The sequence below is a fragment of the Williamwhitmania taraxaci genome, assembly GCF_900096565.1.
Classification (GTDB): Bacteria; Bacteroidota; Bacteroidia; order Bacteroidales; family Williamwhitmaniaceae; genus Williamwhitmania; species Williamwhitmania taraxaci.
In genome coordinates this window covers 54,867-78,851 of the sequence record NZ_FMYP01000006.1, presented here as the reverse complement: position 1 = coordinate 78,851, position 23,985 = coordinate 54,867, and the positions used below count along the sequence as shown (strand labels likewise).

General features: G+C 42.7%; 21 protein-coding genes. 12 read left to right on the top strand and 9 right to left on the bottom strand.

Going from position 1 to position 23,985, the window contains the following annotated elements; translation table 11 throughout:
* Nucleotides 1–142: 142 nt before the first annotated feature.
* On the bottom strand, nucleotides 143–289 hold the full coding sequence (locus tag BLS65_RS18165; protein WP_170829981.1) for a hypothetical protein: 147 nt from the start codon (nucleotides 287–289) through the stop codon (nucleotides 143–145).
* Between the two features lie 2 nt (nucleotides 290–291).
* On the opposite strand from BLS65_RS18165, the gene BLS65_RS02850 reads away from it, so the two are divergent.
* From BLS65_RS02850 to BLS65_RS02840, 3 genes are all read left to right on the top strand, one after another.
* Nucleotides 292–1,758: a M28 family peptidase gene (locus BLS65_RS02850; protein WP_092435562.1), complete on the top strand. Its 1,467-nt coding sequence runs from the start codon at nucleotides 292–294 to the stop codon at nucleotides 1,756–1,758.
* Between the two features lie 109 nt (nucleotides 1,759–1,867).
* Complete coding sequence (gene rarD, locus BLS65_RS02845) at nucleotides 1,868–2,782, top strand: EamA family transporter RarD (protein ID WP_092435560.1); 915 nt, start codon at nucleotides 1,868–1,870, stop codon at nucleotides 2,780–2,782.
* 217 nt (nucleotides 2,783–2,999) lie between these two features.
* Nucleotides 3,000–3,977 carry a cation diffusion facilitator family transporter gene (locus BLS65_RS02840; protein WP_092435557.1) on the top strand — a complete coding sequence of 326 codons (978 nt, stop codon included), beginning with the start codon at nucleotides 3,000–3,002 and terminating at the stop codon, nucleotides 3,975–3,977.
* 58 nt (nucleotides 3,978–4,035) lie between these two features.
* On the opposite strand, the gene BLS65_RS17910 is transcribed toward BLS65_RS02840, so the two are convergent.
* The gene (locus BLS65_RS17910) at nucleotides 4,036–4,290 is read right to left on the bottom strand and encodes a hypothetical protein (protein ID WP_125869746.1); all 255 of its coding nucleotides are present in this window, start codon (nucleotides 4,288–4,290) and stop codon (nucleotides 4,036–4,038) included.
* Between the two features lie 533 nt (nucleotides 4,291–4,823).
* Between BLS65_RS17910 and BLS65_RS02830 the strand changes: the two genes are divergently transcribed.
* The 4 genes from BLS65_RS02830 to BLS65_RS02815 all read left to right on the top strand — a co-directional run bounded on the left by BLS65_RS02830 (nucleotide 4,824) and on the right by BLS65_RS02815 (nucleotide 7,025).
* Nucleotides 4,824–5,099, top strand: coding sequence for a TFIIB-type zinc ribbon-containing protein (locus BLS65_RS02830; protein ID WP_092435552.1), 276 nt, complete (start codon nucleotides 4,824–4,826; stop codon nucleotides 5,097–5,099).
* 37 nt (nucleotides 5,100–5,136) lie between these two features.
* Nucleotides 5,137–5,565, top strand: coding sequence for a DUF2231 domain-containing protein (locus BLS65_RS02825; RefSeq protein ID WP_092435549.1), 429 nt, complete (start codon nucleotides 5,137–5,139; stop codon nucleotides 5,563–5,565).
* 29 nt (nucleotides 5,566–5,594) lie between these two features.
* Nucleotides 5,595–6,206, top strand: a complete 612-nt coding sequence (locus BLS65_RS02820; protein ID WP_092435545.1) for a ferritin family protein — start codon at nucleotides 5,595–5,597, stop codon at nucleotides 6,204–6,206.
* Between the two features lie 219 nt (nucleotides 6,207–6,425).
* Complete coding sequence (locus tag BLS65_RS02815) at nucleotides 6,426–7,025, top strand: hypothetical protein (protein WP_212590493.1); 600 nt, start codon at nucleotides 6,426–6,428, stop codon at nucleotides 7,023–7,025.
* A gap of 146 nt (nucleotides 7,026–7,171) precedes the next feature.
* Here the strand turns inward: BLS65_RS02815 and BLS65_RS02810 are convergent, their stop codons facing one another.
* Together BLS65_RS02810 and xerD are read right to left on the bottom strand one after the other, a co-directional pair.
* Nucleotides 7,172–7,807: a DEAD/DEAH box helicase gene (locus tag BLS65_RS02810; protein WP_092435539.1), complete on the bottom strand. Its 636-nt coding sequence runs from the start codon at nucleotides 7,805–7,807 to the stop codon at nucleotides 7,172–7,174.
* Between the two features lie 196 nt (nucleotides 7,808–8,003).
* Complete coding sequence (gene xerD, locus BLS65_RS02805) at nucleotides 8,004–8,900, bottom strand: site-specific tyrosine recombinase XerD (RefSeq protein WP_092435537.1); 897 nt, start codon at nucleotides 8,898–8,900, stop codon at nucleotides 8,004–8,006.
* 138 nt (nucleotides 8,901–9,038) lie between these two features.
* Between xerD and pyk the strand changes: the two genes are divergently transcribed.
* The 5 genes from pyk to BLS65_RS02780 all read left to right on the top strand — a co-directional run bounded on the left by pyk (nucleotide 9,039) and on the right by BLS65_RS02780 (nucleotide 17,080).
* Nucleotides 9,039–10,466, top strand: a complete 1,428-nt coding sequence (gene pyk / locus BLS65_RS02800; protein WP_092435535.1) for a pyruvate kinase — start codon at nucleotides 9,039–9,041, stop codon at nucleotides 10,464–10,466.
* Between the two features lie 261 nt (nucleotides 10,467–10,727).
* On the top strand, nucleotides 10,728–11,243 hold the full coding sequence (locus tag BLS65_RS02795) for a DUF6702 family protein (protein ID WP_092435533.1): 516 nt from the start codon (nucleotides 10,728–10,730) through the stop codon (nucleotides 11,241–11,243).
* Complete coding sequence (locus tag BLS65_RS02790) at nucleotides 11,243–13,846, top strand: T9SS type B sorting domain-containing protein (RefSeq protein ID WP_092435530.1); 2,604 nt, start codon at nucleotides 11,243–11,245, stop codon at nucleotides 13,844–13,846. The genes BLS65_RS02795 and BLS65_RS02790 overlap by 1 nt, the downstream gene beginning before the upstream one ends.
* 13 nt (nucleotides 13,847–13,859) lie before the next feature.
* On the top strand, nucleotides 13,860–15,068 hold the full coding sequence (locus BLS65_RS02785) for a tetratricopeptide repeat protein (RefSeq protein ID WP_170829980.1): 1,209 nt from the start codon (nucleotides 13,860–13,862) through the stop codon (nucleotides 15,066–15,068).
* A 317-nt stretch (nucleotides 15,069–15,385) separates the two neighbouring features.
* Nucleotides 15,386–17,080 carry a carboxylase gene (locus BLS65_RS02780; protein ID WP_092435526.1) on the top strand — a complete coding sequence of 565 codons (1,695 nt, stop codon included), beginning with the start codon at nucleotides 15,386–15,388 and terminating at the stop codon, nucleotides 17,078–17,080.
* 114 nt (nucleotides 17,081–17,194) lie between these two features.
* On the opposite strand, the gene BLS65_RS02775 is transcribed toward BLS65_RS02780, so the two are convergent.
* The 5 genes from BLS65_RS02775 to nth form a co-directional block, all read right to left on the bottom strand.
* Nucleotides 17,195–17,602 (bottom strand): YybH family protein, encoded by a 408-nt coding sequence (locus tag BLS65_RS02775; protein ID WP_125869744.1) that lies wholly within the window; start codon nucleotides 17,600–17,602, stop codon nucleotides 17,195–17,197.
* A 3-nt stretch (nucleotides 17,603–17,605) separates the two neighbouring features.
* Nucleotides 17,606–18,973, bottom strand: coding sequence for a TlpA family protein disulfide reductase (locus tag BLS65_RS02770; protein ID WP_092435520.1), 1,368 nt, complete (start codon nucleotides 18,971–18,973; stop codon nucleotides 17,606–17,608).
* Between the two features lie 29 nt (nucleotides 18,974–19,002).
* Entirely contained in the window at nucleotides 19,003–19,488 is a 486-nt protein-coding gene (locus BLS65_RS02765) for a hypothetical protein (RefSeq protein WP_092435516.1), read from the bottom strand.
* 61 nt (nucleotides 19,489–19,549) lie between these two features.
* On the bottom strand, nucleotides 19,550–23,143 hold the full coding sequence (locus BLS65_RS02760; protein ID WP_092435512.1) for a PAS domain S-box protein: 3,594 nt from the start codon (nucleotides 23,141–23,143) through the stop codon (nucleotides 19,550–19,552).
* A 62-nt stretch (nucleotides 23,144–23,205) separates the two neighbouring features.
* Nucleotides 23,206–23,868 carry an endonuclease III gene (gene nth, locus BLS65_RS02755; protein WP_092435509.1) on the bottom strand — a complete coding sequence of 221 codons (663 nt, stop codon included), beginning with the start codon at nucleotides 23,866–23,868 and terminating at the stop codon, nucleotides 23,206–23,208.
* Between the last annotated feature and the right edge of the window lie 117 nt (nucleotides 23,869–23,985).

The window sequence follows — 23,985 nt, the reverse complement described above, 5'->3', positions numbered from 1 at the left end:
TGCTTGGGGTAAATGTAGTAAAAAGTGATTAGTGATAAGCACAAATTGTAAGGAGCAACTAAAAGCGTCAGTGTCCTGCATGTATCGTTATCCGTCAAACGCATGAATTTCTCTCCCAGCAACACTTTATTTTATGTGGCGACTAAACGATTTCCAAACAATTCATTCCAACAGTCCATCGATTCAAGTAAATAGCTAACTTTGATTTACGATAGCCAAGATGGAGTCCTATCAGGTATTCTAATCCAAGCAAACGCTTACCAACACCAACTCTCTGTAAATTTTGCATCTATGAGAAAATGTTTTGTAATTCTAGTCGGGCTTTCTCTCTCTCTGGGAAGCATCTCTTCGGCACAAACAGCTGCTTCCAAGGATCTGCTCTCGAACCATGTATATACGCTAGCCGCCGATTCCATGATGGGGCGCGCTATTGGTTCAAAACAGGGCCTTGTTGCGGCGAATTACATCTCTAAGCAGCTCGAACTCGTTGGTGTAAAACCATACCAAGGACGTTTTTCTCACCCATTTTCGTTTAAGCAAGGTCCTGTTCGTGCCTTTGGTAATAATGTTATTGGCATTATCGAGGGCTCCGATCCAAATCTAAAAAACGAATGTATCGTAATCGGTGCGCATTACGATCACATAGGCTACGATCATGTAAATGGTAAAGATATTGTGTATAATGGCGCCGACGATAACGCCTCTGGTGTGGCCACCATCATTGAATTGGGCAGGCTACTTGTGTTGCAAAAAACGATTCTTAAGCGAAGCGTAATCATCATTGGTTTCGACGGGGAGGAGAGCGGTCTCAACGGCTCCACCGCATTGGTCAATGATTCCATAATTCCCATGGGCAAGGTGAAGCTTATGATTGGCGTGGATATGGTGGGGATGCTAAAGGCAAATAAGAGATTAAACCTTAAGGGATCGGCTACTATTGAGAATGGTAATGCTATTTTCGGAGATCTCGCTCGGAAACATGGGATTGAACTTACCGAAATGGGGTTTGCTATCGAAAACAGAACCGATACCTATCCTTTCGGCAAAATAGGAATTCCTGCTATCGCCCCAACCACCGGGACTCTGTCGCCTTACCATCAGCCCGGCGATGATGCCAATCTTCTCGACTACGATGGAATGGCAACCGTTACCGATTTCCTTTTGGAAGCAGTTGTTCAATTCTCTGGACAGGAATCTCTGGTTCCATCTAAAGCCTTTTCTAATGTTGCTAAACACGGATCGACCAAACGATTTACCGCAGGTATTAAAGGGGCAATAGGAAGAAGTAAGCAAGACTATCCCGATGAGTTTTTTCAGGGGCAAGCCCTGTTTGCAGCTCAAGTAGGTGTTTATGCTCGAGTAATGCTGAGCAAAAGGTTATTCCTTCAGCCGGAGGTTCAATACGAGACCATGGGCAGTAAAACGGCAAACGGAAACATGCGTACCCATGCACTCAATACCCCCTGCAATCTTCTCTTCGCTTTGATTAATAACGATATGGTTGACGGTCGAGTGTGTCTTGTTCTGGGTGGGTACCATAGCTACACTTTCGCTGGCAATGTTGGCGGAAAAAGCATCGACTTTGACAACCACATAAACCGCTCCGATTATGGTTTAAGCTATGGCATCTCCCTTGAAGCGATGGGGTATCAATTTGGATGCATTGTTAAGAGGGGTCTGACGGACATACTCAATTCAAACACTCCAGGAAATGTTCGAAACACCGCAGCCTATTTAACCTTTGGTTACCGATTCTAGGGGAATAATAGCAGATGGCATTAATAATTTACTGCGGTGATGCTTGGCAATTAGTGCTTTTACATCGTTTCAAACTCAAAACTACTGACTCCTTGCACTATTCGCTACCATGCTAAAGCACATTTCCTCGTTAACATCGAATAAAGAACATAGTGGTGTGTTTTACGCCATCGCAGCCTACGGTATATGGGGAATATTACCCATTTACTGGAAGTCTATTAAGCAGATTCCTGCTACCGATATTCTTGCACATCGCATCTTTTGGTCCTTTCTTTTTCTCGCTGTCATTATTAGTGGCATGCGAAAGTGGGGCGAGTTCAAACTCGCTTTTAAAAGTCTTCGGAGCTTCCTCGCTGTAGGGCTGGCCTCAATCCTTATAAGCACCAACTGGCTACTCTACATTTGGGCGGTAAACAACAACCATATCGTTGAGGCGAGCCTAGGCTACTTCATTAATCCACTTTTGACAATTTTATTGGGGCGATTGGTCTTTCGGGAACGCTCCGATGTGTGGCAAAATGTGGCCATAGGGCTTACCCTTATTAGCGTTGCCTTTCTAACCTATCAGTATGGAAGGGTTCCATGGATTGCCTTAACCCTAGCTACCTCCTTTGCAATATATGGACTGGTGAAAAAACTCTCCACGTTAACACCGCTCACAGGCCTTGGTGCCGAAACTATGCTGGTTGCTCCCCTTGCCTTAGGTTTTCTGTTAGTTCAGTTCAGTCGTGCCGACAGCGTTTACAGTCCTATCACTTTGACAACGGTGATTCTGATTGTCCTCACCGGAGTGGTTACCTCAGTGCCGTTGCTGCTGTTTGCGCAGAGCGCCAAGCGAGTCCCGCTTTCAACACTTGGGTTTATTCAATACCTATCGCCAAGCCTGAGCCTAATCCTCGGTATTTTTCTCTACCACGAACGGTTCACGCATATCGATATGCTCAGCTTTGGTTGCATTTGGGTGGCCCTTGCCATATATTCACTTTCGCGAAAAGATGTTTTGGGCAGGTTTAGAAGAGGGTAGGAGGTGTTCTTCTTTTTCTGATAGATAGATCAAGTTTCCAGCACGAGTAATCGAATTTATATTTAGTTTTTTTTTCAGTAGTAGCTTGGATGACCATTGAAATGTCATTTACCGCCCATCCAAAAATATCGGTTTCATTATCGGTTTCATTTATCCCTTTTTCTCAAATTTATTGACAACCTTTACACTCTCATCTTCTTGAGTCAATTCATTCCCTATGGCAGAGCCTAATCACCTCAAATTTAAGGTACAGCGCATTATTGCAATTTCTTCTGTATTGCTGCTAATAGGCAAATTAATTGCCTACCAACTCACAAACTCAGTTGGTGTTCTAACCGATGCCCTGGAGAGTATTGTGAATGTTACGGCTGGTTTTATTAGTTTATTTAGCATTTACATTGCACTAAAACCAAAGGATCAAAGCCATCCTTATGGGCATGGAAAGGCCGAGCAACTTTCTGCATCAACCGAAGGGATTTTGATTTTCTTGGCTGGTGTTATGATTATTTTTGAGGCCGTAAAGCGTCTCTTCGTGCCTGCCCAAATTGAGCGCCTCGATATTGGTATCATTATCGTTGCCATTGCCGGATTGATTAATTATGGGCTTGGTTACTACAGCATATTTATTGGAAAGAAGCACAACTCAATGGCGCTTGTTGCCGGGGGGCGACATCTGCATTCGGATACATACTCCTCAATTGGATTGGTCATTGGACTTATTCTTCTTTACGTTACAAGGATTGCTTGGCTCGACAGTGCCATCGCTATTATTTTTGGCCTTATAATTATTTTTACCGGAGTGAAAATCCTGAAGGAGACTGTCGCTAACCTTATGGATGAGGCCGATTTTAAAGAGATCGATAAACTTGCCACCATTCTTTGGGAGCATAAAAATGAAAGCTGGATAGAAGTTCATAACCTAAAGGTTGTGAAATACGGCGATTTGCACCACGTCGATTGTGATATTACTCTTCCTTGGTATTTGAATATTAAGGATGCGCACCAGGAGAGTGATGCCCTCATGAACGTTATCACACAGCATTACAGTTCAAACGTTGATGTCTCGGTCCACACCGATGCTTGCAACGACACGCTATGCCACTGTTGTACTTTATATACCTGCAGCGTTCGGGTGCATCCCTTCGAAAAGGAGATACGCTGGAGCAAGGAGGATATTATTGCTGAAAAGTGGTAATGCCACCTGATACTTTTTTATTCTTACATGCTAAATAAGTCTCGTCAAAACGCTTATGTTACCGTTTTCTAGGCACATTACCATACTTCTGTTCACCGTATCCTTCGCTATTGGGTTGGTGTGTTGGTGCGTTAGTGCTTTTGATAAATCGGTTAACCATAATCTGATTGAAAACACCTGCTGCGACCTTGGTGGTAGTGGCCATCATACCCATGAATCTTCTTTCGAGGATCATGAAGTTACTGCTATAGGAGTAGGTGTGCAGTTTATGCCTACCCTTTCTGTAAGAGTTATTGCCAATTTCTGCTGTCAATTTTCCTCCCGTTACGTTGTCTCCATTTGGCAGCCGCCCAAAATTTCATAGCTACTTCTGATTATTTCGCAGCACCCTCGGTTAAGTCCAAATGGTTGCTATTCTATTCTTGTTTGCTCTGGTGAGAACCTTGGTATCTTGATACGTTTACAACCCTGTAATGCTGCGCTTTTCTAGTTTTAGTATTCTTGAAATTTGTAATTTATGGGTTTTGACGATTTTTTTGACGTTGAGGGTAATCATCATAAGCATGAGCATTACCATCGCAGTTCTAGTTTCCAATCTAACCATGAGCATTCATCATACCAAACAAATAGGGTTAGTCGTATAGCTTTGGCTATTCTAAGGAATCCAACGTACCGTGTTTTTTTGATACTAGGCCTTCTTCTTCTGCTGGCAATAGTAGTTGCACTTGTGGTTGCGCTGTTTCCATATCTCTTGCGTGTACTCGATTTTGTTTCCGAAAAGGGAATAAGTGGAGTAATCGAAACCTTTTGGAAGGGAAATAAATAACCTCTAAATATTGTATTGCTATGAATTGTCCAAAGTGTAATACCTCTCTTATAGTTGCGAATACACAAGGTGTAGAAGTCGATCATTGTCCCAGCTGCCATGGTGTTTGGTTGGATCGCGGTGAGTTAGAAAAAATCATCGACCGTTCAACCGGCTTTTGGCCAAACGAAGAGGATGACCATCGTGACCATGGCTACCGTTCCAATCATGGCAACAACCATCATCGTGAAGGCTTTGGAAATACTGATCATACAAAGCGCCGAAAAAGTTTTTTGTCCGAAATGTTTGATTTCTAGCTGCACTTTCGTAACTTACCCATAAAAATTTACCGCTATGTTCTCACTCAGTCACATTCACCCCATGTTGGTGCACTTCCCAATCGCCTTGGTTGCGTTTGGATTCTTAGCCGATTGCTCCTCGCTCTTCTTTAAGAAAGAGGCTTGTTTGTCCAAGATGGGTTTTTACCTGTTATTGGCAGGAACGGTAACTGCCCTGACAGCCTTGCTTTCGGGATTGTTTTTTACTTCCGAAATGACCGGTTCTGCGGGTGAAGTGATGGAAACGCACGAGTTGTTTGCCTGGCTTACCATTTCGGCCTTAGTGATTACCTCTCTTTTACGCATTTATATGCTCAAGGAAAAGCAGGAGGGAAGCCGATTGAAATGGTTGGCTTTCGGTTTTTATGCGGCTGCAGCAATCTTAGTTAGTATTACCGGTTTTTTTGGGGGGACGCTTGTCTATAACTACATGATGCCCCTTTAATAGTTTGTTAACTTAAATTACTTAAAATTATGAAACGAATTTTTTTGTTTGCTTTCGTAGGCTTAGTTGCCTTAGCTAGCTGTAATCAATCAGCACCTGAAAAAACAATTGCCAATTTAAAGGATGGCATTAAAGGCGAAACAACCGCTAGCGCCAAGTATTCAGCATTTGCCCAAAAGGCTAGGGAAGAGGGCTACGATACCATCGCCAAACTTTTTGATGCCGCTTCCAAGGCCGAAATGATTCACGCGACTAACCACACTAAGGTGCTTACCGATCTTGGCGTTGCTATGGAGGCGTTTAATCCAGAGTTTGAGGTGAAAACCACTGCCGAAAACCTTCAGGCTGCAATAACAGGTGAAACTTACGAGATTGACTCCATGTATCCCCGATTCCTCGACGATGCTAAGGCCGAAAAGGTAGAAAAAGCCACCAAATCGTTTACTTGGGCTATGGATACTGAGAAAAAACATCAGTCATTCTACGCCGCTTCGCTTGAGGCATTAAATGGTGCAGGCGAAAAAACGCTTCCTTTCGAGTATTTTGTTTGTCCTGTATGTGGCAACACCTACGATAAGGCCACGTTAGAACCTAAATGTGGTTTCTGCCAAACAGACCAAGAAAAGTTTATTGCAATATAAATTTTAGTTACACATTAATGTTGCGCGTACTGATTGCATTTTGCATTCTTACGCGCAATTTTTTTCACATACCATGTCCCACATGAATAATTTATTATCTTCGCTTCAGCATTGAGGTAATGTGTTTACCGTTTGTTGCATCTCTGTTTAATACTCATTCTTGCACATATAGTGGATATGGATCAACGATACTCCGTCGAAGGCAAAACAAACCCTAGTATGATTAATGTTGGGGTTGCACTAATCTTTTTTAATTTAATAACCTACCTAGTAGGCCATAGAGCCTCAATGTTCGACGTTGCCGATAGCGAGGCTAGTGTCTCTGAATTTTTTGTTGGTTTGTTCTACTTAGTCATACAAGTTGTATGCACCGTGTGGAGTGTTAAGGTTGCAGGGCAACTTAACCGGTCACAAGCATTTTGGGGTATTATTACCTTTATCTTTACACCAATAGCCTTGGTTGTTCTAGGATCAAAGGATGTTTTCATGGAACCTGAGTTTGCCGCAGTTTACAGCAAGCATAAGAGCGACTATTTTCTCGAAACCATAAAACTCAAGAAGGATTATGAGCGCGATGAGCTTACTGCCGATGAGTATCGAGCAAAACTCGCGTTAGCCGAAGAAAAGCACACCACCTCGCTCAATGCCGAAATGCAGAAAATGGAAGCAGTGCTGGAACGTAAGCACGAGTTTGAGGTGATAGCAAAAGTAGAGGGCGATGGAACACCAATTGTCGTTACCGATAAATGTCCTGCATGTGGAATGACACTATCCCAAACCGATGATGTTTGCCCCGATTGTGGTTTGCAGCTACGGTAGTATTCCATCTCGTATCATTAGTAGGATAAATGATAAAAACCACTCCCGTTCTTGAAGTGGTTCTTTTATGCAATCAGGCCGGGGTTGTCAGTCCTTACAATGGTGGTTACGGCCTATTTCGTGGCGCCAACAAAATCGATTGAGGGCTATTCTTCTACCTCAATTACTTCATATAGGCCCATATGGTTCTCGGCAAAGCGTTGCATTTTCTCCGTATACGTATGCCCATATACCAGCCATTGAGCCTTTCCTACACCGCCGGCAAGTCTCTCTATTTGCGAGTGAACTTCATTCTTTATAACGAGTTCGCCATCGTCTACTACAAACATTTTTAGCGCAGCAAGATTCAGACCGTTGTTCGAGTATAGCTCGTTAAACCGGCGAGCAGTACCAATTACCACATCAGAGCCGGCATATATTTTATCCTTTTGTTGTTCATGCTTCTCCCCATCAATCGCGCAAAATACGCGCAGCTCCGATTGCCGAACGAGGGCGTTGAATCGCTCTTTTAGCTCAATCGCTTTTTCCCTATCCGACACCACGATGATCGCTCGTGGCACATCGTTTAGCGCCGATTTAAGGCTTTGAATAACACCTATCAGAATGCTTGTGGATTTGCCACACCCGGCAGGGCCTATACAGATGCAGTTCGCTCCCGACTTTACCCTCGAAATCGTGTTCTGCTGTAGTTGTGTGGGTTCAATTATTCCTGCTGCCTCAAGTGCGGTTGAAAGTTCGCTGCTGAGCTTCTTTTTGAATATGCTGTTCTCTGCTGATTCCATGATGTAGCTTTGCAATTGTTTGTGTTCCTTTTCGAGTACACTCGACAGGGCAAATTTACACCATTTTTATGGCATTCGCACTAGCTATAATTATGCACACGAATATCCTATATATAATTGCATTAGTTAAGGCATACGTCTGTAACGTGTTATGTCGATATTGCCCCATGCCTGCGCTGCACCGCCAAATGCAAAATTACGCTCTTGGGTGAAACTGCATGATTGTCTCCCTCAGGAAGGTGGTGTCTAGGTGGGTGTAAATCTCCGTCGTAAGGATAGATTCGTGGCCAAGCATCTCCTGCACGGCCCGTAAGTCGGCTCCTCCTTCCACCAAATGGGTCGCAAAGCTGTGCCTAAAGGTATGCGGACTGATGGTTTTCTTTATTCCCGCTTGTTCCGCAAGTAGTTTTGTAATGGTAAAGATCATTACCCGAGAGAGTTTTTTTCCTCTTCTATTAAGAAACACAATGTCTTTGCTAGCCGAGTCGGGAGTTAACTTGTTTCGATCAATATAGTAGTATTCAATCTCCTTCACCGCTCGTGGGCTTATCGGAACAAGCCGCTCCTTATTCCCTTTTCCCACTACCTTTATAAATCCTTCCGAAAAGTGGAGGTTCGATAGGCTTAACCCTACCAGTTCCGACACCCGCAATCCACAGCTATATAGCGTTTCCAGTATCGCCTTATTGCGCTGACCCTCGGGCTTACTTAGGTCAATGGCACTAATAATCGCATCGATTTCTTCGGTCGAAAGAACAATTGGTAGCTTTCGCCCAACTTTCGGTGCAAGGAGCAACTCGGTGGGATCGTTTACCAAAACATCCTCGAGCATAAGGTACCTAAAGAATCCTTTTACACCGGAGAGCGTCCGCGCCTGGCTTCGCTTGTTTAGCCCATTCGATTCGAGCGATACAATAAATGCTTCTAGGTCTTGCTGCGAAAGCGTCTCTACCGTTTGCTTATTTAACTCTTGGTTCGCGAATTGCCACAGCTTATCCATGTCCGAAGTGTAGGCCACTATTGAGTTTTCGGAAAGCCCTTTCTCCAACCTTAAAAAGCTGGCATATCCTTCTATCGCTTCCTCTATTCGCATTATCAAGGAGATGTATTAATTTTAATCTGCCTGCTTGAAGGCTGAGAAAAAAATGGTTACTTTGCACGAAATTGGCCCAAAGTAAACTGTTTTTCTGCTTTGTTGGCAAGATTTGGATGATTAAATAAACACTAAAATATGGTAAAACGTACTAAGATTGTTGCTACAATTAGCGATAGGCGTTGCGAAGTTGAGTTTCTTCAACGATTATACAACGAAGGGATGAATGTGGTTCGATTGAACACCGCTCACCAGTCACCGTCTGATTCGATAAAACTAATTGAGAATGTTCGGAAAGTTTCGAACAAAATTGCCATCTTAGTTGATACCAAGGGTCCCGAAATTCGCACAACTCAGATGATTAGTGGCGCTGGGTTTGATGTGGTTACCGGCGACAAAATTATTGTTCGTGGAAACCCTGAAGAGCTCTCCTCCCGCGAATGCTTGTATTTGAGCTACGAAAATGTCGTGGCCGATGTCCATGTGGGCGCATCGCTGCTCATCGACGATGGCGATATTGGCATGGAAGTGATTTCTAAGAGCGCCGATAGTTTAGTGTGCGAGGTGAAGAATCACGGCACCATTAAAGGACGCAAAAGTGTCAATATCCCCGGTGTTTCCATCTCCTTACCCTCTCTTTCCGAGAAGGATATAAATTTCATTCACTTTGCCATCGATCAAAAAATCGACTTTATCGCACATTCCTTTGTACGCCGAAAGGAAGACCTTATCGGAATTCAACAAATTCTGGATGAGCGGAAGAGCCCCATACGCCTGATTGCCAAGATTGAAAACCAAGAAGGTGTCGATAATATTGAGGAGATCCTCGATCATGCCTATGGAATCATGGTGGCACGGGGTGATCTTGGCATTGAAATCCCGGCTGAGAAGATTCCTGTGATCCAAAGACGGTTAATTCGCAAGTGCACCGAGAGCAAGAAACCGGTGATTATTGCTACTCAAATGCTGCACACCATGATCACCAATCCTCGCCCTACTCGCGCCGAGGTGAGCGATATCGCCAACGCAATATACCAGCGCACCGATGCCATTATGCTTAGTGGGGAAACGGCTTATGGCGAGTATCCCGAGGAGGCTGTAACCGTTATGTCTACCGTTGCCGACGAAATTGAGTCGCAACTCCCGCCTGATGCCGAGATCGACTTCAAACGTATCAACAATGTGGTGACTTCGGTCTTGGCAAAATCAGCTGTAAAGGCTACCTGTCTACTTCCAATCAAAGCAGTAGTCGTTGATACGCTATCAGGCCGTACCGGAAGATACTTAGCCGCATACCGGGGGTTGATTCCCGTTTACGCCATGTGCTACAAGGAGCATGTAATGCGCCACTTGGCCTTATCATATGGCGTTCAAGCGTTCTATATGGAGCCTCGACTCACAAAGGATGAGTTTGTCCGGGAGGCAATGAGAACATTATTGGAGCAGAATAAGGTCCAGCTCGACGACCTCGTACTCGTGGTAGGAGGTAGCTTTGGACATAGCAATGGCGCCACCTTCATGGAGATATCAAAAGTGTCGAGCATGCTTCATTTCGGTCAGTTGTAAAGCCTTATTTTCATTTCCTCATTGAACGACTAATCCATTTGAATAGCTTAAATGGGTTAGTCTTTTTGTTTTACGTATAAACTTGGTATTTATCGGGTGTTTCTTTGCTTAACCATCTTTTCTTGACACTGGTTCTCATGCACCGCAACCATTCAACGATTTCCGCTTGATATATATCAGTAATCTTTTTTGCGAAAGTAGTTGACATCATTCCCCATTGTTGTAACTTTACCTCACCTTAGAAATTAAATTTTGGCCATTATGGGAGCCTCCTTGCTTAGTCTTTTCTTTGCTGCTGCCTTGAGTTTTTCGTTTCATCCAGTGCACGTATCCGTTTCAACCGTCGAGGTCAATTTAGACAGTTCGTCTGTTATGGTGCAGGTGAAACTTTTTACGGATGATTTTCAGCACTTCGTGAGTAGACTCAATGCTACGGAACTTAAGTTGGGGACCAGGGAAGAAAATCCTCAGGCCAACGAACATATGGTTGGATATCTTACCAAACATCTTTTTGTTGAACTGAATAGCAAACCTATAGCCCTTACTTTCTTTGATCGGAAAATGAATGAAGAGTCTATTTGGATTATCATGAAGGGGGTTATTGAAAAACCTCGGAAAGGTAAGTTTATCCTGAATTCTGCTCAAGTCGAGAATACAATCCTTTTAGACCTTTTTGATGATCAAAGTAACTTGGTCATTTTTAGTCTAGGTAATGGAACCGAAAAGGGGTATATGATGAATATTACTAACTTACGGCAGGAGATTGAACTAAAGTAATGAATCGAATCATAGCCATTGCCGCTTTTATACTGATTAATTTACATTGCTTTGCTACACATAACAGAGCGGGTGAAATTACCTATCGCCAGATTTCTGGTTCCACTTACGAGATCATTGTTGTCACCTACACCAGTTCGCTTCCGGGTACAGCGGATCGGCCTTCGCTAATGGTCTCATTTGGCGACAATGTCTCCTTGGAAGTTGCCCGCTACGAGCTGATCTTCCTCTCTAATAATTATAAGCGCAACACCTATAAGGTTCAGCACACCTTTCCCGGTGCTGGTACTTACGATATTATGGTGGAGGATCCTAATAGGAACTATGGCGTTAAAAATATCCCAAACTCGGTATTTACCGTATTTACAATCAAATCGACATTGGTAATTAATGCCGCTTTGGGTAACAATACCACTCCACAACTCTTAAATCCTCCCATCGACTTGGCCGGAAAGTTTAAACTATTCGTGCACAATCCCGCAGCTTATGACGCCGAAGGCGATAGCATTTCCTATGCCCTTACTTCTTGCTTAGGTGAGGATGGAAACCCTATACCAGGCTACGTTTACCCTCCAGCAACCGAGAGTATATCCGTTAATCCTACTACCGGAGACCTTATTTGGAAAACACCTTCCGATACAGGAAGTTTCAACGTGGCAATCAATGTAATGGAATGGCGCAATGGAATTAAGATAGGAAACATTGTGCGCGACATGCAAATCGATGTGCGAAACACTACCAACAACCCACCGATTAACGATCCGCTTCTGCGGGTTTGCACTGAAGCGGGCAAAAAAATAACCCTTCTGGTAACTTCTCGTGATCAGGACAACGATCCGGTTTCACACAAAGTTATTGGTGGTCCTCTATCGCTAGCCATTAGTCCTGCCAATGAACTTAAGCTTGTTTCCGTAAGCTCAGGGATAGTTACTTCTGAATTTAGTTGGAAAACCGATTGTTCCCATATAAGGGCGCAACCGTATGAAGTTATATTAAAGGCCGAGGATAATAACTCTAGGCTTAATTTGGTAGACATGGATCCCATTCTGATTTCCATAAAAGGTCCTGCTCCCAAAAACCTTGTTGCCGAACCTGCTACTAATGCCGTTACACTTCGATGGGAGTCTTGCGGCTGTGGAAATGCCTCCTCCTACAATATATATCGAAAGGTCGATCCATCTACCTACATAATTGATTCTTGCACAACAGGCGTTTTGCCCCTTTTTGGATTTACAAAAGTTGGAACAGTTGGTCCTTCAAACCTCGAGTTTATTGATAATAATAATGGGAGCGGGCTTGTTCTTGGTGGAAATTACTGTTATCGTATTGCAGCCGTTTTTGACTTGGGTCTCGAAGGATATGTTTCCGATGAGGTATGCACCACGTTAGTTCCAGGCTTGCCATTTATTTCTAATGTGAGCGTCGAGGAGGATGATCTTTCATCTGGTCGTGTCGATATCGCTTGGCGTGTTCCATCCGACTTTGATGCGGTTCAATTTCCAGGGCCTTATAAATACAATATTTTTCGGAGTGCCGATTTGTGGGGCAGCAACTTCCAGCCGATTGGTTCAATCACTGGATCTCTTTCCGACACTACCTATTCCGATACGCCCGTTAATACCATTGACGGACCATACTCCTATATGGTGGAATTGTTTGACCTTTCAAAGAATATGAAGGTTGGATACCCAGGAATAGCGTCCACTACTTTGCCCGAGTTGCAGGCAACCGATGAGCAGATTAATATTCATATGGCCAATAACACTCCGTGGCAAAACAACACCTACCAAATCTTTCGTAGCGATGCGGGTGACCCTTTTAGCCTGATTAATACCATCGATTCACGCGATTATAGCGATCAATACCTAACTAATGGAAAAGACTATACCTACTTTGCCATTAGCCAAGGAACCTACACGTATAAGAATGCGCAATTTGCAACAGTTAATCGCTCCCATATACGAAGCCTTAAACCTCTCGATAACATTCCTCCCTGTGCACCATCGCTATCCATTGCGGTAAGCTGCGATAGTCTTTATAATATGCTTAATTGGACACTACCTACTGGTCCTTGTTCTCACGATGTGGCATCCTACATACTCTACTACTCCAACTTAGTGGATAAGGATATGGATAGTTTAACATACATACCAAAGGCCGATCAGTTGAACTATCTTCACTACCCATCCAAGAATCTTGGTGGGGCTTACGGTATTGTTGCTGTCGATTCGGCTGGGAATAGAAGCGCTATGACAAGAGCCGTGGCATCAGATAGCTGTAGTTTGTATGATCTTCCCAATGTTTTTACTCCTAACGGTGATGGGATAAATGATCTGTTTGTTCCGATTAATCAGACCTATCAGTATGTAGAGCGAATATCCATAAAGATTTTTAACCGGTATGGAGAGTTGGTGTTCGAAACTACCGATCCAGAAATCCGATGGAATGGAAAGGTTAAGGGTAGCGACAAATTAGCCTCGCCCGGTGTTTACTACTATATTTGTGATATTTGGGAGTTGCGATCGGTAGGCGTATTTCAAGGTCCCCCTAAGGTTGGATTTGTCTACCTTTTGAGTGATAAATCAAAAAATAGTTCCGATTAACCTTATGGCAAATATGTTCCGTTTCTTTCTTGCCTTTTTTGCTTCGCTACTTGTAGTTGGCAGCGGTTATTCGCAGCCAGTTTATTTAGAATCTTATTTTCAAGCGCTAAATTCGGTGAATGAAAAGAGATTTGGTGAGGCGCTAGAATTCCTTAACCAGTCAAAAGCGAGTGGATTACCCGAATTGGATAGCTATCTATTTCTTGGAAATCTTTATTTAGAAAAAGGCTCACTCGATGAGGCTGAAGCCAATTTTCGACTGGCCGATGCACAAAAGCCTGGCATTGGTTCTTACGGCTTAGCCAAGGTATGTGCGCTTACCCAGCGCGATTCTATCGCTTGCATTTGGTTGCTCCGCTCTTTGAACTCGTCGTACAAATTACCCCAAAACATTTACTTACGCGATAATGCCCTAACGCGACTCGAAAGTTCGTTGTATTGGAAGAACCTTTGGAATGGTGATTACTATTCGAAAAACGAACAGTTTGAGGCTGATTTGGATTATCTGGTTTCGAAGGAGAACTACGGAGAGGCCCTCGATTTGCTAAACGAAAAGGGTGCCAAGCATCGTTTACCTCATCGGCAGCAGGCTATTCTTGCCCGAATATACTACCTGCAACAATCGTATTCCGCGTCTGTAGAGAACTATTCCCAGGCCATCAAACGATCATCTCGGAACTCCGATTACCTGAGTGGGCGAGCAAAGGCCTACCTCATGGTTGGCAAATTCGGAAAAGCACTGGACGATATCCAGCAAGCGCTCGATATAGATCATTTAAATTTGGAGTTCTACTTCATAAAGGCCAAGGCTAATGCCGGTATTGGAAACGCCGATCAAAGCCGATCCGATTTCAACCTTTTTCTTAAAGCGTACGGCGATCATCCCGATGCTATCTTTGAATACGTCGAGTTGCTTCAACAGGGCGGCTTCAACATGGAGGCTTTGCGGCAGATTAACCGCTGTATCCTACTCAAACCCGATGTTGCTAAATACTACTTATCGAGGGCCACAATCTATATGAAAACCAACAGTTACAAATACGCGGTTGATGATTATGCCATGGTGCTCGATTTGGATCCTCCTAAGGCCTCCATCTATCTTCAAAAAGGATATGCCCGTTCTGCAATGGGCGATGAGCAGGGTGCCTGCATCGATTATAAAAAAGCTGCATCTATGGGTAACCTCGATGCCCAAAGCATGGTAGCTCGAAATTGCCGATAAACAGCCTTATCGCGATTATCTTTCTTAGGATTATTGATACATGAGGGCCGAATACTCCCGTAGTTAAATTGCTCCTAAAGCGATTACGATATCTTATTGCTGGAATTGGCTATGCGTCTTTCTACTTAATGGAATATGCACCATGTCTTTTTCTTGTCAATTAATCAAAGAGCAATCGTTTGCACTGGTTTTGTTGAGCAATGTCACGGGGAAATCTATTGTAGAACATACAATTTAATTCTACTGCCCGATGAACTTTCTGCAACTTTGCAGTGTTATTCTGATAACAATTAAAAACAAAAATATAATTCAGTTGTATGGCAAGGAAACTTTTAGTGAGGGACGTTACATTGCGCGATGGTCAGCAATCCCTTTTCGCCACTCGAATGACTCAAGAACAAATAGACCGGGTTTTGCCCATATACCGTGAGGCTGGTTTCTATGCAATGGAAGTATGGGGTGGTGCTATTCCCGATTCAATAATGAGGTATCTCAATGAGGATCCATGGGAGCGATTGGAAACCATTAAACGTGAAATTGGAGATGTTTCCAAACTCACAGCGCTTTCACGTGGTCGAAACCTGTTCGGATATAATCCTTATCCGGAGTCTGTTATAGAGGGATTCAACAGGAATGCAGTAAAATCAGGGATTTCTATAATGCGTATTTTTGATGCGCTGAATGATGCTTCTAACATACGAAGTACCATTAAGTATGTCAAGGAGAATGGTGGAATAGCTGATTGCACCGTTTGCTATACCGTAGATCCAAAGTTTACTCGAAAAGAGAAGTTTTTAGCACTGCTAAAAGGAAAGCGATTACCATCAGAGATTTTCACCATCGATTATTTTGTGAAAATGGCTCGTGAATTAGAAGGTATGGGAGCCGATATGATTACCTTGAAGGATATGGCTGGTTTAATTCCTCCCTCCAAGGCTGGGAAAATTATTCGTGCTCTCAAGAGTAATGTTTCTATTCCCATCGATTTCCATACGCACTGCACGCCTGGTTATGGCTTAGGTGCTTTTGTAATGGCGCTTGTTAATGGTATTGACATTCTAGATACTGCAATTCTAAATTTCTCGGGTGGTCCTGCAGCTCCTTCGTTCGAAATCATTCAAATCTTTTGCAACAAACTCGATATTGAAACTGGCGTAAATCTCGATGCTGTTGTTCGAATCAATAAGGAGTTAAAGGTTATTCGTCAAGAGTTGGCTAGCGTGGATAGCTATAAGTTGTTCCCTATCGATTTTGATATTACTAAAGATAAGCTGCCAGCTAATATTGAAAAACTCTTTGATCAGGCAGTTGAGGCAGCGAAGGCTGATGATGAAGAGGCTTTACTAAAAGCCTGTTACGGTATTGAGAAGTATTTTAACTTCCCTGAACCCGATGAGGTTGTTAAGTTTGCCGAAGTACCAGGCGGCATGTATACCAACATGCTCGCTCAGCTTAAGCAGCTGCAGCTGGAAAATTTAATACCGAGGGTAATGGAGATTATTCCAACCGTTCGCTTGGCGGCAGGTTGTCCTCCGCTTGTTACGCCTACTAGTCAAATTGTTGGTGCTCAGGCAGTAAACTGCATTATCGACGAGAACAAGGGGTTGCCGTTCTATACAAGTAAATCAATTCAGTTTGTGAATCTTGTTAAGGGCTCTTATGGCAAAACGCCCATACCAGTGGATCCCGATTTCAGAATGAAGATTGCCGGAACTCGAGACGAAGTGCCCTATAATACTGAGGCTTACCAGCGCCAGCCAAATCCTTCTTTTCCAGAGTATGGCAAGGATATTTTCCTAGCTAAGAACGAAAAGGAAGAGTTGCTTCTGGAACTGTTTCCTGCAGTTGCTTCAAAATACCTTGAAGATAAAATTCACGGATTGTATCTTGAGAAGAAGTTAGCTGTGGATAAGGAGCGTGCTGCACGGGAAGAGGCCGAGCGGGAGCGTATTGCTAATATGACTACCGAAGAGCGCAACCAGATGGTAACTGAAGCGTTGCTGAATATGTAGTAACTCAAATCAAGTAAAAAGGCGGATACTCTTAACTGGAGTATCCGCCTTTCTATATTAGGGGAAGTTGCATTAATCCCAAACAAATTTCCAACTGCCATCGACTTGTCTTTTTCATACCGTGTGAAATATCCCCGTGCTCACAACCGTTTTTCCAAAAGAGTCTATTCCTGAGTATTGATACTTTCCATAGGTATATCCTAGGTCGCCTGATGACGAAACATCTACATAATCGGGAGTCCAGGTTAACGTCACATTTTGAAGCCCACTGGAATTGGAGTAGAGTGCGCTTATTGCCTCCTTTCCCTTGTGAATAACGTCGCTGCGATTAAGGACTGCACTGTCGGCAGCAAAAAAGGAAAAGGCCTCTTTTAATCCCTTTTCTTTCACCATTTGTGCAAAAGCATGCTCTGCTGCTACTATTTCTTTTTTGAATTGCTCTCTTTTTTCGCTTTGATTTTGCATCTGACAACTTGTTATAACGACTATTGCCATTGCTGTAATAAGGATGGGCGTTTTCATATGCTAGGGTTTCTTGAATAGTTCCTTCAGTTTCGATTTTAGCTGTTCGGCAGTAGCTGGTTTGGATAGAATGGTAAGGTTTTGGTCTACCAATACCATTTTTGGCGTTCCGGTTACATTGTATGCCTGGCTCAACTCACTCTCATAGGGTTCCGGATCGAGATAGTTGAACCAATCAAGCTGTTCTCGTTCAAGAAAACTTGAGTATTCTTTCTCGCCATAGTCGAGCGATACACCAATGATTTCAAATCCAAGCGGATGGTATGTTTCGTAAATCTCTTTAATGTGGGGGAGTTCTATAATACAATGAGGGCACCAGCTCGACCAAAAGAGCACCAATTTGTATGTGGCCTCTACTTTGGATAGTTTCAACTTCTTTCCTTTTACGCGAAAGGTAAAGTCAAAGGCTTTTTCACCAACAGCGGTTTGCTTTATCTTTTGAATATCGGTGGCTGTCAGTGGTCTCTTATCCATTGTGCTGCAGTTCGACTCAATAAACGTATCCCATAGAAACGCTGTCATTCCCTCGTAGTCGGTTTCGGAAAATACTTTGAAGAGTTCATTGGCCCAAAAAATAACGAGATTCTCAGCAATATCCGATCGCCCAAATGACCTGTTTAATGCTTTCTTAAATTCAGTCTCCTGGTCTTCCTTGTTTAGGCTGTTGTCAAAATAAAGTTCAAGATAATTCCAAATCAGACTTCCACCTATCTCGGTGAACTCTAATCGAGGATCGGATAGGTTTATTCCATCCCAAAAATGCTCTTTGGTCCAAGTTGCCGCTGCTTCTGATGTGATTTTATCGGCGGACTTTTTTCCAATAGTGGCTTTAATTATGGTGGATGCGAGCAGTGTTGGGTTGTTTTTAGCAATTTGTTGACTTCCCAACCAAAACTCTTGTTCCGCTGTTTTTATCTCTTTGCGAAATATTTTTCTTTGTAGACTACTGTCGGGGTATAAAACTTCTATTTTCTCGAGCAACTCTTTTTTCTTCTCATATAGTTTTTTGGCCATTAAGAAAGCCCCGTATGCTTGATTGTCGTCAGAGGTGAGGTATTCAATAGACTCTTCTAAATTTTTAAAATTGCCGATTGCATCCACATCTGTTCCAGCATAGATGAATTTTATTTCCCCTTTGCCCGGAAGTGAAAGGGTGTATTCGCCGGAAACTCGATTCTTATTTTCCGTGAATACATATCTCCCTCCGTCTTCTAGCATTGCAGAGTCTACTCTCTCGGTGTTATTCCCATGGTTCAAAAACAAATATGCTTTGGGTATTGGGCTTTCTTTAACAGTGAAGGTAATGGTTTGCCCTAACGCGCAAAAAGCAGAAAATTGAAGAAAAAAGCCAATAGTTATTAGACGAATCATGGTATATGTTTTTCTGTTTTGATTATTCTTTACTTTTTATACTCGGGACGATAGAAATAAATTTTCCCTTTTACCATGTTGTTTAAGTTGAATTCGCTAAGACCTACCTTTCGACCAGAGAAGCCTGTGTTTTGATGGGCCAGTTCGTAGGTGCCTGCTTCTATTACACGGTATACAATTGCTGTGTGGTGAGGCATCATTTCGGTTGTGGTTGTGTTGCCAACCTTAAACACTACTTTTACTTTCTCGAACTGAATGATATCTCCGGGTAGTATTTCATCCTTCTTCGGATTAAGTAGTGTTCCATACTTATATTCGCCATCCCACTCGGCCTTGTTGTCGGTAAGCGCTCTATTAGCTAGATCCCAGCATTCGCCACGGTCCACTTTTTTGCCAATAACAGTTTTGACATAGTCAACAATTTTTTGGTTAAGTGGAGGAAGCGTTTGTCCTTTGGATGTCAACGAAAATATGCTCATGATGAGCAGAGTAGTGATGAATATAATCCTTTTCATAGTTGCTGTAATTTTGGATTGTAATTGTGTTTTTAGTTTTGTTTAAACACGAGAATAACACCTATTGTTTTCTTACCCATTCTGAGATTTTATGTCGAAGGTTATTCGGGTTGAAAGGCTTAAGCAAGTAATCATTCATTCCAGCTTCCAAAATGCGTTTTTGAATATCGGGAAGTGCCGATGCTGTAAGGGCAATGATTGGGATGGTTTTGCATTTTGATTTTCCACTGCGGATCATTTGGGTGGCTTCGTATCCACCCATTACGGGCATTTCAATGTCCATTAGAATCAAGTTGTAGTAGTTCTCGTTTGCCATCTCTACCGCTATTTGTCCATTCTCGGCATGGTGGAATTCTGCGCCCCACTTAATCAAGAATTTTTTCACAATAAGCTTGTTTATCTCGTTGTCTTCGACCACTAAAACGCTGAATCCTTGAAGAGGCTGTTCCCCATCGCGGGGAAAGGTGGGTTCTATGATTTTTTCTTTTGGAATAATTGTGTGTGGGGTTTTTTCAATTTCGAGCCAAAGATTGAAGAAGAAAACACTACCTGTTTCTGGTGTACTCTTCAGCTGAATCTCTCCTCCCAATAGGCTTACCAAGCGTTTGCAAATGGCAAGCCCCAAACCAGTTCCTCCATATTTTCGGGTAATTGCAGCATCTGCTTGAGTGAATTCTTTGAATATTTCAGACTGTTTTTCTTTTCTGATTCCAATCCCAGTATCCTTAATGGAGAATTGAACAAGGATGTTCTGCTTACTCTGTTTGAGTGGCTTAATTTCAATTGTAACGGCTCCATCGTTAGTGAATTTTATTCCATTCCCCACAAGGTTGGTTATGATTTGGTTTAGTCGGAATGGATCGCTTATCAATACTTTTGGTAGGTCAGGATCAATCATTGTTATGAGATCGATTCCACGGTGTTGGGCCGTTAGTTCAAATCGCTTTGCAATATCGCGGACAAATTCAAAGATATTGAAGGGTTGCATTTCGATGGTAACCTTACCGGCTTCAATCTTCGAGAAATCGAGAATGTCGTTTATTAGTGCAAGGAGGCTATAGGCCGAACTGAGCAGCGTTTCAAGGTTTTCCTCTTGGTCTTTTCTTGGGGATTCCTGAAGCATCAGATTCGATAGCCCTATTACCGCATTTAAAGGGGTACGTATTTCATGGCTCATCACCGACAAAAACTCTTCCTTTGCTTTTGATGCTTTTTCGGCTGTCTCCTTGGCTTTAAGTATTTCATTTTCTTGTTTTTTCTGTTCCGAGATATTGATGAGCAGTCCACGAGTTCCTTTACACTGATCGTCCTCCATGAGCGGACTTAAGTGGAGTAGAATTGGAAACTCATTTTGGGCGGAACTCACTGCGTTGAACTCGCCGATTGGAGAGTTCATTTTTAGAATAGCCTCTTTGAAAATGCTCTCGAATCTCGGATGATCTTTTGGGCTTATAAGCTCGCTGAGATTTATTTTTGTTTGCTCCCGATCAATGTAAAAATCCTTGTATAGTTGGTTGTTGGCATAAGTGATAGTGCCTGCAATATTTGTCTCAAAAACAATTTCTGGCAATTGTTCTGCAAATTCTCTGAATTTCTTTTCGCTTTTAGTAAGCAGGGTTTCTGCTTGTTTTCGCTCCAAGGCAGAGGAAAGTAAGTTGGCAATCGTTTTTAAGCCTTCTTTCTCAAATTTCCTCCAAACTCTGGGCGTTCGAATATCTTCAAAACAGAGTAACCCAACAAAGTCGGATTGGCGATAAATTGGGGCAATGAGCAAAGCCTTCGTTTCTCTTGCTTTTAGTAGTGTTTGGAGTTGTTCCGGTAAATCGATTAATACGTTTTCAACGACAATAATTTCGCCTTGAGTTACTTTGATATTGAGGCGCGCAGCCATTTCTAAGTTTATGTGGCCCGAAACGTGCTTCCGTCGTTTTACTTCGGGAGCACACCACTCATAATCGATTTGAGCAATGTGCGTTTCCGATACTGCCATGAAAAAACTCCGGGAAAGGTCGAGTAGGTTCACAATTTTCGCCAACTGCTTCTCGATTACCTGGTCAAGCACAGGTGAAACGGAAAGGGTAAACGAGAAGTCCGTGAGTAACTCCTGCCATTGAAGGTTTTTCTCTCGTTCTAGTTGAGATTCTTTTTGCTCAGTTATATCGCGATTAATGCCAGTTGTTGCAATTATTTTGCCTTCAGAATCGAAAACTGGTGACTTGAAGGTTTCCCAGTGGACGGTCTTTCCGTCGATTATGTCCGAACTTTCAAAAAACAGTTTTTCTTTAGTTGATTCAATCAGGTCGTCGCTCTGCTTATAGAGTTCTGCAGTGCTCCTTTGCCAGAAATCAAAATCGGTATGGCCAAGGATATCCTCAACACTGCGATTGTAGTGGTGTGCGAATGCTTCGTTAACGGCAAGAAATTCTCCTGCCATATTTTTTATCCACGCCATGAATGGAAGGTTATTCAGTATCGAGCCCAGCTGAGCAGTCCTTTCCTGAAGCGCATTTTCTACTTGTTTTCGGTGGGTAATGTCGTTAATAGCGGATATGATACAGTCTTGGCCGAAGATATTTATTACTTCCCCAGAATATAGGGCAAAAACTATTTCCCCGTTGGCCTTATGCAAGAGTGTTTCCCGGTTATCAAATCCACCTTCTTCTTCAAGAGTTCTAAGTATTTGTTGGTTATCTTGTTCGTTATGATAAAACTTGATGCTCTCTGTGGTTCTTCCTATGATTTCGCGCTTGCTTTTGTATCCAAATGTTTTTATAAAGCTGCTGTTTACATCGATAAAGACTCCTCCATCTTTGGTTGTAATGGCCATACTGATGGGGTTTGTCTCAAATGCTTTGTGAAATTTTTCTTCCGACGCCTTTACTGCTTTTTCTGCATTGATTTTTTCGGTAATGTTTCGGCTGACAAAAAACAGCACTGGGCGATCGCTCCAATTGCCCCTTAAAATAGAGGTTTCAGTGATTAAGGGTTCTCCGTTGGCCTTGGAGATTTCTGTAATGATATTTCGTCTGTCGGGTAGTAATGGATTCAGAAATAGTTCGCTTGCAAGATTTTTTATTTCAGGCGTGTGTATTTCGTCTATGCTTTTGTGGAGAATTTCATAATCCTTGTAACCCAGTAGTTTTATGGCTACGCTATTGGTTTGAATTACATGAAGCGTGCTGTTTACGATGACAATCAAATCATCGATGCTGTTATATAGAAGTCGGAAGTTTCTTTCTTCCTCGAACACCACCGCTTCGTTTAACTTTTGAGTTGTAAAGTCAATAGCACTATCCAATAGCGCTGGCGCTCCATTCCACTCGATTATAGAGAGGCTCGACTTCAACCATTTTAATGTTCCGCTACTGTCAAGTATTCGGTAGGTTAGGGTGTTTCTCTTCTTATCCTTAATTTCCGGGAAATCTTTTGCCAAGATGAGCGCAAGTAGCCTCTTATCCTTCGAATGAACTACTTCAATCAGGGATTTATTGATGAGCGCTTCCTTGGTTACCCCAATAATTTTGGCATATTGATCATTACAGAAAACAATCTTCCCATCCTGAATGATAGAAATTCCGGTAGATATTTGGCTTACAATGGTTGCCAGTTCTTGCTCCGTTAGGCCTTCGCCTTTTTTTTGCTTATTGTCCTTCATTAACCACTTGGCTGGGGTGATGTAAATATAGAGAATTGACGTGTTTTTTGCACCTGTTTTGCCTATTTCTTTTTTTGATCGGGATTTTGGATGTTTTTTTGATAGAAAACGCAAATCTCTGCTAGGCCACAATCCTTACATTGCGGTTTTCGGGCAGTGCAAACATAGCGCCCATGAAGGATTAGCCAGTGGTGGGCTATGGGGATAAGTTTTTCGGGTATGTGCTTGACTAACTGTTGTTCTGTTTCTAGTGGGTTTCTTGCCTGAACCGTTAGTCCAATTCTTGCTGCCACCCTAAATACATGGGTGTCTACAGCAAGTGCCGGTTTGTTAAATATTACGGAAGCTATCACATTGGCTGTTTTTCTTCCTACTCCAGGCAATCGTTGCAGTTCGTCCACATCCGATGGCATAATTCCATTAAACTCAGTTGTCAACATTTTAGCCATTCCCGAAAGGTGTTTGGCTTTGTTGTTGGGATATGAGCAGGATCGAATTATTTCGAATATTTCTGCAACCTCTGCTTGGGCCAACTTCGCTACTACAGGATACTGCCTGAATAGGGCAGGAGTGATCTCGTTGACTCTTTTATCGGTGCATTGTGCCGATAGAATCACGGCAACCAGCAACTCGTATGGGTTATTGTAATGTAGTTCGGTTTCCGCAATTGGCATATTCTCTTGAAAGTAGGCAATTACCTTCTCGAAAAGGGCTTTCCGTGTCATCTTTTTTTTCCTAAAGTAAGCCCTTTTTTCCTTAGATTAGATGTGTTGCAGGTTAACATTGATGTACAATTACGTAGGCGTTAATCCTTTTCGGCATTTTGATTATTTAATGCATTG